A 15,291-nucleotide genomic window follows, 5' to 3' on the forward strand; every position below is an offset into this window, starting at 1 on the left:
ATACGGCGAAACCTATTTGAACGGAAGAGGGGCGCTGGATGATTCCAGTATTTGCGCACCTCGCGTGACGAGGTGATCAACGTAAGCAGTCAGCTCTTTAGCACCTCGGCGATTAAATGGGTGTCTGATGAGGCTTTCAATGGTTGAGCGGCAGATAATGAGCCTTTGAGGTGGAAGCCGTGAAACACGGCGCGGTGCGTTCATAATCACACGTGCGCTTAGGACGAAATAATGTGGAGCAATGGGTTCTAAGAGCATTGGCCGACCTTGCAAAATGGGACGCAACCAAAGGTAAACACTCACTTTCAGATTGTCGATCTATCGACATAGGACGCGTCGGGCTTGTCGAGGGTTGGACGGCGTTGCAACCGCATCTCGCTTCGGAGCCAGCATCGACTGCACCCAAACTGGGCAGCCAATTATGCAATGTATCTAAACCCCTGCACGCTCCTGAAATGCCCACCATAGCCAGCTTTGATACGGCCAGCCGAGCGCGAAATCTTCTCCGCCTGCGGGCCTTGTTCGATCCGTAAAGCGAGGCCGAAACCTGCGCCCATAGCGGATGCCGGCGAAGGGCGTTCGCGAGACCAGGGTGCGAGGTGTTGACCAAGGTCGGCATCGGCCGGCTGTACGGATTGTCTCCGCGCCGCCACGAAGCGCAAACCCTATTCAAGAACCGCAGGCCGATGCCGGCGCCCTGCCAGTCCGGCATCACCACGAGGCGGCAAGCGCGGGCCTCCTTCAAGCCCGGCCGCGTTGACATCGCCACATGCGCGACGGGTTCACCGTCAACGAACCCGACATAACAGCGGGCCGCGATTGCTCGGGGCACCCTTAGATAATGATGCGGCTCAAAATATCGCCACCATTCCCAGCCGGTCTTGCGGATTTCCAACGTGATCTCCGGTCGTCGCCGAAGATACCTCCCGGTGAATGCACCCGTTGCGGTGTCGAGCACCCAATCCGGCTGAAGCCAGTCAATGATGTCGTAGTGGCACGAGAGCAGCACGGCGCGACCCTCGGTGCGCCGCCACGCCTTGCCGAAGGCCATGGCACCGATGCGCGCCACTTGCCGGTCAACGACACTCGTAAACTCGTCAATGACGATCTCGGCCGGCCGCTCACACAGTATGCGGGCTAGAGCCGCCCGGAACTGCTCGCCGTTGGAAAGAACGTGGTGCGGGCGCAACCAGCTCGGCACGGAACCGAGCCCCACGGCCGATAGGGCGGCCGTCACGTCATCGAACGGCAGCGCCGGCCCGATCGCGTCGACAAGCGGCAGGTCGGCGGGCCACGCGAAATCCGCGAACCGTTCGCGGCCGAAGAACTGCCGGCCGATGGAGGTCTTGCCGGAACCGGACGGGCCGACAACCAGGCCGAGGCTCCACGGCTCCTCTAACGGCAAGTCCACCTCCAGATTGAAGCGGTGGGCGTCCTCGATGTTGAACAGACTTCTAACGCGCGCCGCGCGGTAGCTGTCGAAGTCCGGAGATGAATGGGCAATGGCAATCCTCACGTCACCACCACCTTGATCTTCGATTTCTTGATGTCGTTAAGCGTTTCGAAAAGGCGAATTTGTGAGGCTTCGTCGTCGCAGACGAGAACCACGCCGTACTGTTCACGGTAGCGGAAGTTTGGCGCACCCGGCGCATCGGCCGGCAGGGGTGGAAGAGCATCTTTGCTCATGGTCGATCGACCTTTCTGTTGGCCGCTCTTGGCGATCCGGTGGGGGTCCGAAATCTCTTTGTTCTGCCTCGTTCGAAACACTCAGCCCTCATCGTCCACCTGCGTCTCCTTGAAGGCCATCGCACCCGGAAGGCCATTGCAGGCGTGGCCGCCTGATTCAACTACATCTGTCCCAAAATACGCTTGGTGGATTTAACCTGGCATCATCTTGTTTTGTATGGACGGGCAGTTCGGTGCTCTGGCGGTTGCAGGTCATCGTGAACCGAGGGGCCGTCAGCCAAAATCGTGTGGCATTGCGGGTTCCGCGTCGGCGTCAAATTTGAACCCAGAGCCTAGTTTCTGGATTCTGCGCTGATCACAGAAGAACTAGCGCCACTATATTCGCAATGACGGCGTCAGTGGCTTCTGGAGAAATCTTGAGGTTTGGTGAGCATCACAGGGGAGAGGGCGATGAAAAAGTGCTTCCGGTCTCCTTCGCCGGCCTATCGCTTGCAAGCTGCACGGCGACGGAAAGAGGAGCGGGTGTCGGTGCAGCATCGGGCGTCATCATTGGCGGAGCCATTACCACCGATGTACGAGGCGCTGCTGTTGGAGCGGCCATTGGAGGTGTTTCCGGTGCCGTAATCGGCAATGTGGCCGGTCGCTATTACTTCGATCGCATCGGTCGACGCTATCTCGCATCCCGTCGACACTGATCCTGTGAACGAGGCGGAATGGCGGTCTCGTTCTGCCTAACGACACGGATAGCTGGGGTAGCGACCGGTCATCCCGGTTTTAAATCCAGTTATGCGAGTGCGTCCACCCCTTGAACGATCCGGCGCTTGGCATGCGCCCCAATCGCGGGTTGCCCATTCGATTCGTTTTTGACCACTGGCCGAACCTGATTTCAACTCGAACGACCGCCTCGGGCGCGATCCTCAGGCTTAATGGAGGCAAAAATGGCTACCGCCAGTGCCGCATCAAAGACCACGATGCAAAGATTCCTCGACGGTGTCGAGAAGGTGGGCAACATGGTTCCCCACCCCGTCGTCATCTTCCTGATCCTGATCGGCATCGTCATCGTCTTGTCGGCCGTTCTGGGTGCGTTCGGGGCGTCGGTCACCTACGAGCAGATTAATCCCGAGACACATGCGATCGAGACAGCGTCTACCGGCATACGCAGTTTGTTGAATGTCGAGGGGATACGCTTCATGTATTCCTCGCTCATTCCCAACTTTATGAGCTTCACTGCGGTGGGGCTGATGATCGGCGCCATGATCGGTGCTGGGGTTGCCGAGGAGTCCGGCCTGGTCACGGCGCTCATCCGCAAGCTCGTCATCGTCTCGCCGCGCTGGGCTTTGACCTACATTCTCGCCTTTGTCGGCATCATTGCCAGCATCGCAGCGGATGCGGGTTACCTGGTCCTCATTCCGCTTGCCGGCGTCGCCTACCTCGCGGTTGGACGGCATCCGCTTGCCGGCCTCGCCCTCGGCTTTGCCGCCGTGGCCGGCGCGTTCACGGTCAACATGCTGATCAAACCGCTCGATGCGGTCCTTGTGGAGTTCACCAACGATGCAGCGCGCCTGGTCGATCCGACAGTTTCGATCGGCCTTGCGTCGAACGTCTGGTTTTCCATCGCCTCGGTGCTGTTTCTCACAGTGGTCATTGCTTTCATCACGGATCGTATGATCGCGCCGCGGCTGGGCGAGTATAAACCGGACACATCGAACGGCGCCGTTCAGGACCAGGGGGCAACGCTGTCCGCTGAGGAATCACGTGGACTGCGGTTCGCACTGTTCGGGCTTATCGGCCTCGTCGTGGTTTTCCTGCTTCTGACGCTTCCCGCCGGAGCGCCATTGCGCAATCCCGATACCGGCGAACTGATCGGCAATTCGCCGTTCATGAACGGCCTCATCGCCCTCATCATGCTGGTCTTTCTGGTGACAGGCTGGACCTACGGCATTGGCGCGGGCACCTTGCGCACCCTGGCGGAGGTGATCGCGGCGATCGAAAAGTCGATCAAGAACATGGGTGGCACCATCTTCCTGTTCTTCGTCCTCAGCCAGTTTGTCTCCTACTTTACCTACACCAATATCGGGACGGTCATGGCGCTCAGCCTCTCGGGCGTTCTTCAGGCCGCCAATATCGGCGCGCTTCCCTTGCTGCTCGGTTTCATCGTCGTGGTTGCCATCATCGATCTGCTGCTGACGGGCGCCATCGCGAAATGGGCAATCTTTGCCCCGGTCTTCGTACCGCTGTTGATGAAGCTCGGGGTAGAGCCGGAGGCTGTCCTGGCGGCTTATCGTGTCGGCGATTCACCGATGAACGCGATTACCCCGCTCAACGCCTACTTTGCTCTCGTCGTCGGCTTCGCCCAGAAATACGACAAGTCCGCAGGCGTGGGCACGATTGTCTCCCTGATGCTCCCCTATGTCGTGTGGATGTTCGTCCTCTGGACAGGCCTGTTTGCGATCTGGAAGGCACTCGGATTGCCTTGGGGGTTGTGACGGCGGCAGGTCACCAGTCAAATTCAAATAGTTGGAGAACACCATGAGCAGCACCTCAATTCCACTGGACGTCGCCGCGGCAGAAGAACATCTCATGCGGTTTCTCTCCGTCGAAGGCATTACAGGGCAGGAAGCGAATATCGGCGCGGCCGTCTCCGATGCTTTGCAGGCAATAGGCGTGCCGAAGTCGGCGATCCGTTTCGATGATGCCGACGCGCGTATTCCCCTGCCCACGGAAACGGGCAATCTTATCGTGGATCTTCCCGGAACGCGCCCGGGGCCGCGGCTTCTGTTCTCCACACACCTCGACACCGTACCGCTCTGCGCGGGCGCAAAGCCGAGACGCGAGGGTGACCGCATCGTCTCCGACGGCACCACCGCCCTTGGTGGAGACGCCCGCACCGGCGTCGCGGTGCTCGTGGTGGTCGCCGAGACGCTTCTCAAGCACAAGCTCACGCATCCGCCAATCACTCTGCTTTTCACCGTGCGCGAGGAGAGCGGACTTCATGGGGCCCGCGAGCTAAACCCGGGCGATCTGGGTGGCGCGACGATGTGCGTCAATGTTGATGGCCAGAGTGCTTCGGACCTGATCATTGGCGCCGTTGGGCAGGAAAATTGGGAGGCGGTGATCGTTGGTCGCGCGTCCCATGCCGGCGTGGCGCCGGAAAAGGGCATCTCGGCTACGATGGTTGGTGCGATCGCTCTTGCCGAGGCACGGAATGCCGGTTGGTTCGGCAAGGTGGTCAAGCCGGATGGCCGCGGCACCAGCAATGTCGGCATCTTCGGCGGCAAGGACAACAAGCCAGCCGGTGACGCGACCAACGTCGTTACGGACTATGCCTATATCAAGGGGGAAGCCCGCAGCCCGGAAGCAAGCTTCGCGACGAAAATCGCCGATGGCTACAGGGAGGCTTTCACCAAGGCGCAGGCCGAGGTGCGGGATCACGAAGGGGAGACGGCCGAGCTGGCGTTCACCCAAACCGCGGCTTACCCACCGTTTGAACTGGGCAAGGACACCGCGATTGTCAAACGCGCCGCCAAGGCGATGGAGATACTCGGAATCGAGCCCGTCTATGTATTCTCCAATGGCGGGCTGGATGCGAACTGGCTCGACAAGCACGGCGTTCCCACCATTACCATTGGAGCCGGGCAGGCGGAGATCCATACTATCAAGGAGTATGTAAACCTCTCGGAGTTCGAGAAGGGTTGCCGCCTCGGAATTCTTCTGGCCACGCTTGACGACCAGTAACATCGCGGGGCCACGGCTTTTCTGGCCGTGAACCGCGACATCAAGTGCCTTCGGCGCTTTCGTTAAGACACGCCTCACCCGGCTTTTGGGTGAGGCTCGAGCGGCGATTTTACTGCGTATACGGGATGTATGGTGGCCGGCACCGTGCAGTCCTTATGCCACTCACGGTTTTGGTGGACCTGGCAAGTCAGAACAAGGAGCGGAGCGTTTGAGCCCGATTGCATATACAGCCACCATCATCGCTGTCGTCGTCGTCCTGTTCGTCTGGAACAAGCTGCCGGTCGTCCTCGTTGCCATGGCCACCGCTCTGGCGCTCTGGGGGACGGGCGTGCTTACGCTTGGCCAAGCGCTCGGCGGCTTCGGCGATCCAGCGGTCATCTTCATCGCGTCGCTCTTCGTCGTCAGCTCCGGGCTCGAAGTCACCGGTGTCACCGCCTGGGCCGGTCAGCTTCTGATCCGTGGCGCAGGGGAAGAAAGCCGCACGCGTCTTTTGCTTCTCACGATGGGCTTGGTCGCGCTGCTGACCGCGCTGATCAGCGTCAACGGTGCTGTTGCCGCGTTGCTGCCAGTGGTGGTGGTCATTGCCGTCCGGCTCAAGCGCAACTCCTCGCAATTGCTAATGCCTTTGGTCTTCGCAGCCCATGCCGGCTCGATGCTGGCACTGACGGGAACACCCGTGAACGTCCTCGTTTCCGATGCTGCGACAGACGTCGGGGTTGGCAGCTTTGGGTTTTTTGAGTTCGCGCTGGTGGGCGTGCCCCTTCTGGCCGGCACCATGGCGATCATCATTCTGTTCGGAGAGAAACTTCTTCCCAAGCGCGATGGCGCCACCATGCCCGCCGATTTCAGCCGCCACGCTACGACGCTGGTTGAGCAATATGGCCTCGCCAGCGGCATCTACCAGATGCGCGTGCGTGCGAGTTCGCCCTATGTCGGCACGCCATCGTCCGGGTTTGACCTCTCGGCCATTCCGGGGCTGCAGCTTGTCGCCATTCAGGAGGGAGAAACTGCTGGGCCGCTCCGCAGGCCTTTGATCGCCGAGGGTGATCATTTGCTGGTGCGTGGCGATGCCGAGACGGCCGCCGCCTTTGCGGCAGAAAAACATCTCGCGTTTCGCGACGAGAAGGCCGTCGGTCAGGGCGAGGAGACATTGTTCAATCGCAGCTCGGGTCTCGCCGAGGTCGTTATCCCGCCGCGCTCAGGCCTTATTGGCGAGAGTGTGTTTCCGGGAATGGTCACGGAAAGCGGGGATCTCATCGTCCTCGCTGTGCAGCGGGCGGGTGAGGAAATGACCGCGCGTAGCGCGACCAGGGATTCTGGCGGGATCGTGCTGCAGGCAGGCGATACGATGCTGCTGCAGGGAACATGGAAGGCCCTCGACATTCATCTCGATGACCCTGATGTGCTGGTGGTGAACTCGCCTGAACTGGTACGCCGCCAGGCCGTCCCCATGGGACCGGGCGCGTATCAGGCAATCGCCATCCTGGTCGTCATGGTTCTGCTTCTGGCAACAGGCATCGTGCCGCCCGCTGTGGCTGGCCTTCTCGCCGCCGGAGCCATCATTCTTTCCGGGATCATGAACGTCGAGCAATCCTATCGCGCCATCGGCTGGACAACCGTCATCCTTGTCGGCGCCATGATGCCGCTTTCCACGGCCATGGTGGAGACGGGGGCTGCCAAGCTGATGGCCGAGCACCTTGTGAATTTTGTCGGCGACGCCGGCCCCGTTGCGCTGCTCGCGGGACTGTTCGTCCTGACGGCAATCATGGGGCAGCTGATCAGCAATACAGCGACCGCACTCATCGTCATCCCGATCGGCGTGGCTGCTGCGACAACAATGGGCATTTCTCCGCGCCCGGTGCTGATGAGCACGGCGGTCGCCGCCGCCGCCGCATTCCTGACGCCGATTGCAACGCCCACCAACCTGATGGTGATGGGGCCGGGTGGATATGCCTTCAGCGACTATTGGAAACTCGGATTGCCGCTTCTGATCTGGTTCTTCGTCGTCGCCGTCTTTCTCGTTCCGCTGATCTGGAGTTTCTGAGGCACAAGCTACAATTCAGCGGGGATCGACGGGCTTTTCACGAGCGATTTCCTGAGCGGACCTCTCGGGTCGGCTTACAGTGGCACAGCCTGCCAGGGGCAGATCCTACCGCGACCTGACAAGCCCGGAGAACCCGGCAACCGCCAGCAGGCTCAAGGCCCAGCCAACCACCGACTGGAAAAAATAGTAGTTCAGTGTCATCGATCCATAGGGCTTCGTCGGGTCCGGCCTCCAGTACTCTTTCTGCCCGATCGACAACACCGGCAACAGAACATCCAGCGAATACATCACGGAGTTGAACTCCGGGTAACTCGACGCCTCGGGTTGATCGCGGAAGCAGGAGAGCTGGTTCTGCCCGGCCAATGCCCGTCCAGGAAAGGTCTGGCTGCTCGATGGCATGTAGCGGTTTTCGGTTTGTTCGAGACCGCACATCGTCCATTCGAGGGAACGCAGGATAACCGGGCTGTTGGGCTTAATGGCGCCGTTGTGCTGGGCGAAGGCGAACACCCCGGTACCAATCGCCCAGAACAGGATCAGCCAAAGCAGGGCCAGTAGAGGCTGGCGTCCATAGCGGACGGTTATGGCAAGGATTCCATCCCTGAATGCCAGGCCAGCACGCAAGGCTGGATTTTTTGCCCGCGCTCGTCTTGCGCGCCGTTGCAGCCGCTCCTTCGCGATCAGGATGGTGCGGGCGTCCTCCTCATGACCCATCTCCCCCAGCACCGTCGAAAGCTGTTCGTAGGGTTGCGGCCAGAAATCCGCTTTCCATCGTTCCGGCGTCTGGCGCGCCAACCAGTCAAGCCTGCTTGTCGCATCCACCGGCCCGCCGATGATTGCGCCATACTGACACCGGTTCAGAAGCAGATCGCCGGTCTGCGGCCAGCTTTCCTGGTCGTCGTCGATTGCACCGATGGTCGTTGCCGTCAGATCGAGCATGCCCTCGATTGAAGCGCCCTGCCGGAGGAAGAATGCGCCTTCGATCGTGGCATGATTGAGCCTCAGCGCATACCCGCCTGGCTGGGATAGACTGGCCGATGAACAATCGATGTCGCCGCGAAAGCGAGCGCCAAGCAGCCTGGTTTCGCCGACAATTGTCGCCCCTCTGAGAGCGCAGTCGCCGCCGGCCACGATCGCGTCGCCGTTCAGCGCGACTTCGCCGGACCGCTCGATCCGGCCACCAACCGCATTGACGTCTCCGCCGAGGCGCACCGCCGACAGATTGATGCCACCTTGCACGTTGGCGCCGCGCAGGAGAATGCCACCCCTTACTTCCAGGCCACCGGCATCGAGGGCTGTTGTGTTAGGCGAGGTAATCGAGACTCCATCGGCCTCGAAGCTGGCGCCGATGCGAGCCCCAGAAAACTTCATCTCTCCGGTCACGGTCGCGCCGCGAATCGAGATGCAACCACGCGCTTCGAGCCGGTCGGCCTGCAGACCTGGCAAGACCGAGCCGTCGAGGAACAGATTGTCGATTATCGCGGACCGCAGAATCGGGGAGGCTTCGAACCGGCAGTCCTTTAACCCGATGTCGCGCGGGATCCGGCAACCTTCCAGATCGAGTATGCCCGTCACCCAGGCACCACTGACCCTCACGCCCTTCTCGTGGGAATGGTAGTTGTTGTTGCCCAGAATAAGAAAGCGCAAAAGTTCTGCACGCAGGGTGCGCTCGGGATCATCGCTCTCCGGCAGCAAGCCGTCGCCCAGCCGGTCGAAATCACCAGAACTCAGATAGGCAGCGATCTTGGTTTCTGCGGCGCTAAGCGGCTCAAAACTGGCAAGGCCGTACGCGGCGGCAACTGCGGCTCCGGCGCCCGCTTTCTCGTTCATGAGTTGGATATCCGTTCGATGCCGGCCCGTTTCATCATGCGGTCTTTCCTCTCGCCACGACAGTCCCGGAATGGCTGTCGTCTCCGAGCTTCCGGCGAGGCGACAGGAACGGCGCTTCTTCGCCAACGTCGCGGCAGACCGATTTTCGTGGTCTGTTTTGCCTTGAGCCCGATTGATTTATCCGTTTTCAGCGCGGGTCAAGGGGCATCGGCCCCGTCACATTCAGCCGACGGCAAAAAGCGTGCAGTGAAACGACATACCGGACCCGAGGTATAGTTTCTGGATTCTATGCTGATCACAGCTCGCTGCGCGTGGTGCTAAGCTTGAGACTGGGATCTGTTCTTAGCCGCAGCCGGGGACGCGCCGGACTAAGCCAACGTCAGTAGGACCCAAGCATCCAAGACCGCATTTTGAAAGCCTGGGCGATGTCTGCAGACCAAGGAAAAATGCGAAAGCGTGTAGCGGACCTGCCGCGAGGCCTGGTTTTCCTCTGGGTCTTTTTGTTTGCCGTCTGGCTGGTGATCAATGCGTCCGTGGAGCTTCCGGTCGTTGCAAGCGGCGCGCTTGTATCCCTGGTCCTGTCGTGGATCTTCGTTCGAAGAACCGATGTCTGGCGCATCGAGATGACGCCCGGCAAGGCCCTTCATTTCCTTGCATATACGGGCGTGTTCTGTGTCGAAATGGTGAAGGCCAACATCGAGATGATACGCTATGTCTATGCTCCGCGCATCGACATCCGTCCTGGCATCGTGAAAATCAACGTTCGGCTGAGGTCGCCGATCGGCAGGGTGGCGCTGGCCAATTCGATTGCGCTCACGCCTGGTTCGCTTGTCATGGACATCACGGACGACGCGATGTTCATTCATTGGCTCGACGTCAAGACTACGGATCCGGAAAAGGCGACCGGGATGATCGCCGGGCCGTTCGAAAAGCATCTAGGGGCTGTCTTTGGCTGACACCCTTCTTCAGATCGCGGCTGTTTTGATCTTCTTCAGCATCGTCTTCGGCGTGTTGCGCCTGATCATCGGGAAGACCGCTGTCGATCGCGTCGTCGCCATCGACATGCTGACAGTGGTTTCGATTTCAATGATCGCGCTCTACGCCCACGTGTCGGGACGCTTTCTCTATCTCGACGTAGCCCTTGTCTATGGGCTGCTGAGTTTCCTGGCCGTTCTCGCGATCGCCCGCTTTCTGGAAAAGGGGCCGTAGTCATCGTGCTGGAACTTTTGGTCCTGTTGGTCTGCGGCAGTATTCTGGTGAGCGGTTTTTTGGCTGTTCTGCTGGATAATCTCATGGCCGCGGTGATCAGCGCCGGCCTCGCAAGCCTGTTTGCCGCCGTCTCCTATGTGCTGCTTGCAGCACCCGACGTCGCCATGGCCGAAGCGGCGATCGGCTCGGGCCTCGCGACCCTGATTTTTCTCTACACCATCCGCAAAACCAACGGCGGGAAGGAGTGAGACATGGCTGAGCTGATCGGTAGCTTCGTGATCCTGGTCGGTGCGTTTTTCCTCTTTTCCGCCGGTCTCGGCCTCTTGCGCATGCCCGATACCTATACCCGGATCCAGGCCGGCACGAAGGCCTCCACCCTCGGCAACATTCTGGTTCTTGCGGGCCTCGGCATCTACCATCCCGACTGGGCGCTTAAGCTGCTGATCGTCGCTTACTTCATCCTGATGACCAATCCGCTGTCGTCACACGCCCTGTCGCGGGCGGCCTATGCGATCCGGACACCGATGACGTCGACCACGATGTTCGATGCATTGCGTGATGAAAACAGCAAGACGGAGAAGGAGGATGTCGCGCCATGAAGCGTGTCTTCACTCTCCTGGTGCTTGTGGCGTTCGGCTTCGTCTTTTCCGGTCTTGTCGGCGACTACAGCGAACGCCAGACGTTGTCCGCTCTGGCTCAATACTATCTGACCGAAGTGCCCCGCGAACTTGGTGCGCCAAATATCGTGACAGGCATTCTGATCTCGTTTCGCGGCTTCGATACGCTTGGCGAAGTCGCCGTGCTTTTCATGGTGGCGGCAAGTGTCGGTACGCTTCTTGGCGGCAGGAAGAGCGAGCAGGAGCCTTCCCAAACCGCGCCGGGCGAACAGGCCGTAGGCCCGAGCGAACTCGTGCGAAACGGTGCGGAAGTGGTGCTGCCGCTGATTTTTCTCTTCGGCGCCTATGTCATCATGAACGGCCACCTTTCGGCGGGCGGCGGGTTCCAGGGCGGAGCCGTCGTCGCGTCGGGCGTCATGTTGTTCATGCTTGCCTATCCTCGCGGGTCGATCGACCACCGTTTTCTCAGCATCACGGAATCGCTCGCGGGCGTTCTCTATGTCTCCATCGGCATCCTGGGCATGATTTTCGCGGGGGGCTTCCTCGATAGCACGATCTTGCCGCGTGGTGATTTCGGGGCGTTTCTCAGCGCGGGTGCGATCCCGGTCATATCAGCCTTGCTCGGTATCAAGGTCGGTGCGGAGTTGAGTGTCATCATTGACCGGTTTCGCAGCTAGGCATCAGGGAAGAGGGATCACCATGGGATTGCCGGTATCACAGATACTTCTCGCCACAGGCTTTGTCCTGGTGCTGACCGGTTTCTGGGGCATCCTGAGGCACCGCAATATCCTGCGCATCATCGTCGGCTTTTCGCTGGTGGACACCGGCCTGCACATTGTCATGGTGGCAACCGGCTACATCACCGGCGGTAGCGCGCCGATCATCGAGACGCTTCTCGGTCCCGGGGATGCGACCCCATTGTCGGTCGATCCAATTCCTTCGGCGCTGGTCGTGACCGCCATCGTCATCGGCTTTTCGGTAACCGCTATCATGCTGTCTTTCGCAATCCGGCTCTACCAGACCAGCAAAACGCTTTCGATCGACGCTCTCACGGAGTCGAAATGGTAGATAGTCTCCTGCAGCCGCTGAATATCTTTCTTCTCGGTCTTGGGGGCGGCTTTCTCATTCCGTTGCTGTACCGGATCGCCAAACCGCTCCCGGCGGCGGCGTTCGTCGTCTCACTCATGGGAATGACGGTGATTTCCGCCGTCTGCCTCTGGCGGCTGCACAACGGCGCTCCGGTGATCGAGGTGTTGACGGCCGGCAGCGTGCCGCCGTTCTCGATCAACCTGCGCTTCGGTCCCGCGGAAGGCTTCTTTTCCCTTTGCGTCAACATCATTGCGCTGCTCGGCGCATGGCATGTGTGGGACCGTCTGCGCGCGAGTTATCCAGCCCTGCTGCTCTACCTGATCCTGATCATGGGCATCAACGGCATGGTGATGACCCGCGACCTGTTCAACCTGTTCGTCTTTCTCGAGATCGTGTCGATCGGGACGTACGGTCTTTTGGGATTTGAACGCACGCCGGCGGCACTTGCCGCAAGTTTCAAGTACATCATGGCGACGGTGATCGCCTCGTCCTTCTTCCTGCTGGGGTCGGCTCTGCTCTACCACGTCACCGGGACGCTCAACATCGACGAGATGATCGCCAACCGGGCACTGATCAGCGGCCCGATCGGAACGACCGCGTGCCTGTTCGTACTTGCCTGTCTGGTGATCGAATTGAAGCCGTTCCCGGCGAACGGGTGGGGGCTGGATGTCTACGAAACGGCCAATAGCGGCGTTGCCGCGCTTGTTTCGGTTGGCGTGTCGGCGGGCGTGTTCTTCGCGCTCTACAAGCTGCTGCCGCTCTTTGAAGACTACCTCGGCATTCTCGCTATCTCAGGCGGGATAACCTTCTTTTTCTCCAATCTTGCCGGGTTGCGTCAGAGCAACGTTCAAAGAATGCTGGGCTACTCCTCGATTGCGCAAATGGGGCTGCTGTGCCTTGCGCTTTCGCTGATGCACCAGCTGGGTGCGCAGGAGACGCTGCCGCTGGTGGCCGGCGGCCTGTTTATCAACCATTTCTTCGCCAAGGCCGGATTGTTCTGGCTGGCCGGCGTGGTCAACCGCAAGGAGATCGGCGGCTGGTCCGACATTGCCGGCCGTCCGCTGCTTTTGTCTCTCTTCGCCCTTCTTCTCGTCGCGATTGCCGGCCTGCCGCCGTTTCCCGGGTTCTGGGCGAAGTGGGAACTCGTCATGCAGGTCGCCGCGGGCGAGCGATACATCTGGATCGCCGTCATCCTTGCTGGGTCACTGCTCGAAGCAGCCTACATGTTCCAGTGGTTCAAGCAGGCCATGCGGCCTACAAATGAGGGAACGCCGGTGACGCTCGGTCTTGCAAGGCTGGTGCCGGTGATCGGCTGCGCCGTGTTGCTGGCGGCAAGCGGCTATGCGGCGGCGGGTCTTGCGGACACCGCGTCCTTGTTGCTTGTCGCGCCGCTTTGCATCGGCGCCGGTCTCTATGCTCTCGATTGGCTTCCCGGCCGCATCAAATGTGCGTTGCTGCTGCTGGCGGTGTCCCTTGTCGGCCTCTGGATCGCGCGCGACATCGAGGGTACGGGTCGGTTGTTTGCCGTGCTGCTCACGGTCGGCGGGCTGGTTATCGGCTCCGCCGGTTTCTATCGCACGGATGCGCGACCCGGCTTCTATCCCATGATGGCGGTGTTGTTGCTGTCAATCGTCAGCCTGCTACGCGCCTCGACCAGTCTCGAATTTTTCTTTCATTGGGAAATCATAACCCTTTCCTCCTACTTCCTGATCACGCTCGGGCGTGGCGCTCATCCCTACGCGCTGCCGTTCCTCCTGTTTTCCCTGGTGTCGGCGTTTTGCCTGCTCGCGGGCTTCGGCATGGCGACGAGCGCGAACGGAACCACGGCGCTTGCGGCCTTCGCCACTGCAGGCCCTGCCGCTGCACTTGCCTTCATGTTGCTGGCGGTCGGTTTTCTGATCAAGGCAGGTGCCGTCGGCGTGCACGTCTGGTTGCCCGGAGCCTATGCCGAAGCGGATGACGATCTGTCGGCTATGCTGTCGGCCGTCATCAGTAAGGTCGCCGTCTTTGGCCTGTTCATAACCACCTACCTCGCCATCCGCTCTGAAGTCGGGCTCGAAATGGCACATGTGATGGGCTGGATAGGTGTCCTGACGACGATTGCCGGTGCGATGATGGCGCTTCAGCAGAGCGACATGAAACGCATGCTCGGCTATTCCAGCATGAGCCAGATCGGCTACATCATCACCGCAATCGCGCTGATGAGCCATCTCGGCTGGGTAACGGCCTTCTACCTTGTTGCCAATCATCTGATGGTCAAAGGCATCCTGTTTCTGGCCGTTGCCGGCGTCATCCTTCGAACCGGGACCAGGTCTCTGGAGCAGACCGGCGGCCTTGCCAGGAAAATGCCGCTGACGTTCGTGACCGCTACCGTTGCTCTGGTCTCGATGTCGGGGCTTCCGCCTTTGGCCGGTTTTGGCGGAAAATGGCTGCTCATCAGCGCGATGATGGAGAAGGGCTGGTACGGGCTGGTGGTCTGCGCCGTCGTGGCGACATTCCTCGGCTTCCTCTATATGTTCCGCTTGGCGCATGCCGTCTTTCTGGCTCCGCCGCGGGGCGCGCGTCGTGATATCCGGGAAGCGCCGCTGCCGCTGCTATTGCCGCAGTTCGTTCTGCTCGCAGGCATCCTGGTGTTGTCTTTCTTTCCCAAGCTGCTCATGGATCCCGTTTCCGAAGCAATCGACCCCTATTTTGCCTCCACGCTGGTGTGGCAGGGCATGTCGCTCGAAACCATCTACGGTTACTGGAATCCCGTTCCCGTCATGGTCGTCACCGTGGCGGCTGTGGCCGTGCTTCTGGCAGCGTTTCTGCTTCTCTACAGGGCGCAGCGCGGCTCGTCGGCCCCGGCGGGCATCGCCCGTTTCTTCACGTTCTATCGTATTGCCTTCACGCCTCTCGTGACACCGGTTGCCAACGCATTCTGGGGCGGGATATCCGATCTGACGATCGCTGCGGGTGGCGTGGCCCGTAGAAATTACACCGGAAACGGCCAGACATATGCACTTCATGTGCTCTGCTATGTTGTCTCCCTGTATGTGCTTGGCACATACAGTTTCTCGATCGATTGACCGGGCCGTGAGCTTA

At 60.3% G+C, this 15,291-nt stretch carries 14 protein-coding genes; 11 read left to right on the forward strand and 3 right to left on the reverse strand.

What is annotated here, in order from left to right; genetic code table 11:
- Nucleotides 1-136 precede the first annotated feature (136 nt).
- Together BSY16_RS00160 and BSY16_RS32235 are read right to left on the reverse strand one after the other, a co-directional pair.
- The gene (locus tag BSY16_RS00160) at nt 137-1,516 is read right to left on the reverse strand and encodes a GNAT family N-acetyltransferase (protein WP_210187400.1); all 1,380 of its coding nucleotides are present in this window, start codon (nt 1,514-1,516) and stop codon (nt 137-139) included.
- Nucleotides 1,513-1,686 carry a hypothetical protein gene (locus BSY16_RS32235; protein ID WP_171902363.1) on the reverse strand — a complete coding sequence of 58 codons (174 nt, stop codon included), beginning with the start codon at nt 1,684-1,686 and terminating at the stop codon, nt 1,513-1,515. The genes BSY16_RS00160 and BSY16_RS32235 overlap by 4 nt, the downstream gene beginning before the upstream one ends.
- A gap of 458 nt (nt 1,687-2,144) precedes the next feature.
- On the opposite strand from BSY16_RS32235, the gene BSY16_RS31300 reads away from it, so the two are divergent.
- The 4 genes from BSY16_RS31300 to BSY16_RS00175 all read left to right on the forward strand — a co-directional run bounded on the left by BSY16_RS31300 (nt 2,145) and on the right by BSY16_RS00175 (nt 7,465).
- Entirely contained in the window at nt 2,145-2,381 is a 237-nt protein-coding gene (locus BSY16_RS31300; protein ID WP_286157230.1) for a YMGG-like glycine zipper-containing protein, read from the forward strand.
- A 243-nt stretch (nt 2,382-2,624) separates the two neighbouring features.
- A complete protein-coding gene (locus tag BSY16_RS00165) occupies nt 2,625-4,172 on the forward strand; it encodes an AbgT family transporter (RefSeq protein ID WP_069057797.1) in 1,548 nt (515 codons plus the stop codon).
- Between the two features lie 43 nt (nt 4,173-4,215).
- The gene (locus BSY16_RS00170) at nt 4,216-5,421 is read left to right on the forward strand and encodes a M20/M25/M40 family metallo-hydrolase (RefSeq protein ID WP_069057798.1); all 1,206 of its coding nucleotides are present in this window, start codon (nt 4,216-4,218) and stop codon (nt 5,419-5,421) included.
- Between the two features lie 208 nt (nt 5,422-5,629).
- The gene (locus BSY16_RS00175; protein WP_069057799.1) at nt 5,630-7,465 is read left to right on the forward strand and encodes an SLC13 family permease; all 1,836 of its coding nucleotides are present in this window, start codon (nt 5,630-5,632) and stop codon (nt 7,463-7,465) included.
- Between the two features lie 105 nt (nt 7,466-7,570).
- On the opposite strand, the gene BSY16_RS00180 is transcribed toward BSY16_RS00175, so the two are convergent.
- Nucleotides 7,571-9,292, reverse strand: coding sequence for a hypothetical protein (locus BSY16_RS00180; protein ID WP_069057800.1), 1,722 nt, complete (start codon nt 9,290-9,292; stop codon nt 7,571-7,573).
- A 446-nt stretch (nt 9,293-9,738) separates the two neighbouring features.
- Here BSY16_RS00180 and BSY16_RS00185 point away from each other — a divergent pair, with 446 nt between their 5' ends.
- Genes BSY16_RS00185 through BSY16_RS00215 form a run of 7 tightly spaced genes read left to right on the forward strand, consistent with a single transcriptional unit; the run spans nt 9,739 to nt 15,275 of the window.
- Entirely contained in the window at nt 9,739-10,248 is a 510-nt protein-coding gene (locus BSY16_RS00185) for a Na+/H+ antiporter subunit E (protein ID WP_210187401.1), read from the forward strand.
- Nucleotides 10,241-10,501: an MrpF/PhaF family protein gene (locus tag BSY16_RS00190; RefSeq protein WP_069057802.1), complete on the forward strand. Its 261-nt coding sequence runs from the start codon at nt 10,241-10,243 to the stop codon at nt 10,499-10,501. The genes BSY16_RS00185 and BSY16_RS00190 overlap by 8 nt, the downstream gene beginning before the upstream one ends.
- 47 nt (nt 10,502-10,548) lie before the next feature.
- Nucleotides 10,549-10,749 carry a hydrogenase subunit MbhD domain-containing protein gene (locus BSY16_RS00195; protein ID WP_286157231.1) on the forward strand — a complete coding sequence of 67 codons (201 nt, stop codon included), beginning with the start codon at nt 10,549-10,551 and terminating at the stop codon, nt 10,747-10,749.
- A 3-nt stretch (nt 10,750-10,752) separates the two neighbouring features.
- Nucleotides 10,753-11,100, forward strand: a complete 348-nt coding sequence (gene mnhG, locus BSY16_RS00200) for a monovalent cation/H(+) antiporter subunit G (RefSeq protein ID WP_069057804.1) — start codon at nt 10,753-10,755, stop codon at nt 11,098-11,100.
- Nucleotides 11,097-11,795: a hydrogen gas-evolving membrane-bound hydrogenase subunit E gene (gene mbhE / locus BSY16_RS00205; protein WP_069057805.1), complete on the forward strand. Its 699-nt coding sequence runs from the start codon at nt 11,097-11,099 to the stop codon at nt 11,793-11,795. The genes mnhG and mbhE overlap by 4 nt, the downstream gene beginning before the upstream one ends.
- Nucleotides 11,796-11,817: 22 nt before the next feature.
- The gene (locus tag BSY16_RS00210; RefSeq protein ID WP_171902364.1) at nt 11,818-12,186 is read left to right on the forward strand and encodes a sodium:proton antiporter; all 369 of its coding nucleotides are present in this window, start codon (nt 11,818-11,820) and stop codon (nt 12,184-12,186) included.
- Complete coding sequence (locus tag BSY16_RS00215; RefSeq protein WP_069057806.1) at nt 12,180-15,275, forward strand: complex I subunit 5 family protein; 3,096 nt, start codon at nt 12,180-12,182, stop codon at nt 15,273-15,275. The genes BSY16_RS00210 and BSY16_RS00215 overlap by 7 nt, the downstream gene beginning before the upstream one ends.
- The last annotated feature ends 16 nt before the right edge of the window (nt 15,276-15,291 follow it).

This window comes from Sinorhizobium sp. RAC02, assembly GCF_001713395.1.
GTDB lineage: Bacteria > Pseudomonadota > Alphaproteobacteria > Rhizobiales > Rhizobiaceae > Shinella.

What these genes read in the sequence shown, in the direction of transcription:
- mnhG (WP_069057804.1), top strand. Translation starts at nt 10,753, where the DNA reads ATGGCTGAGCTGATCGGTAGCTTCGTGATCCTGGTCGGTGCGTTTTTC.
- BSY16_RS00165 (WP_069057797.1), top strand. Translation starts at nt 2,625, where the DNA reads ATGGCTACCGCCAGTGCCGCATCAAAGACCACGATGCAAAGATTCCTC.
- BSY16_RS00170 (WP_069057798.1), top strand. Translation starts at nt 4,216, where the DNA reads ATGAGCAGCACCTCAATTCCACTGGACGTCGCCGCGGCAGAAGAACAT.
- BSY16_RS00185 (WP_210187401.1), top strand. Translation starts at nt 9,739, where the DNA reads ATGCGAAAGCGTGTAGCGGACCTGCCGCGAGGCCTGGTTTTCCTCTGG.
- mbhE (WP_069057805.1), top strand. Translation starts at nt 11,097, where the DNA reads ATGAAGCGTGTCTTCACTCTCCTGGTGCTTGTGGCGTTCGGCTTCGTC.
- BSY16_RS00180 (WP_069057800.1), bottom strand. Translation starts at nt 9,292, where the DNA reads ATGAACGAGAAAGCGGGCGCCGGAGCCGCAGTTGCCGCCGCGTACGGC.
- BSY16_RS00210 (WP_171902364.1), top strand. Translation starts at nt 11,818, where the DNA reads ATGGGATTGCCGGTATCACAGATACTTCTCGCCACAGGCTTTGTCCTG.
- BSY16_RS32235 (WP_171902363.1), bottom strand. Translation starts at nt 1,686, where the DNA reads ATGAGCAAAGATGCTCTTCCACCCCTGCCGGCCGATGCGCCGGGTGCG.
- BSY16_RS00215 (WP_069057806.1), top strand. Translation starts at nt 12,180, where the DNA reads ATGGTAGATAGTCTCCTGCAGCCGCTGAATATCTTTCTTCTCGGTCTT.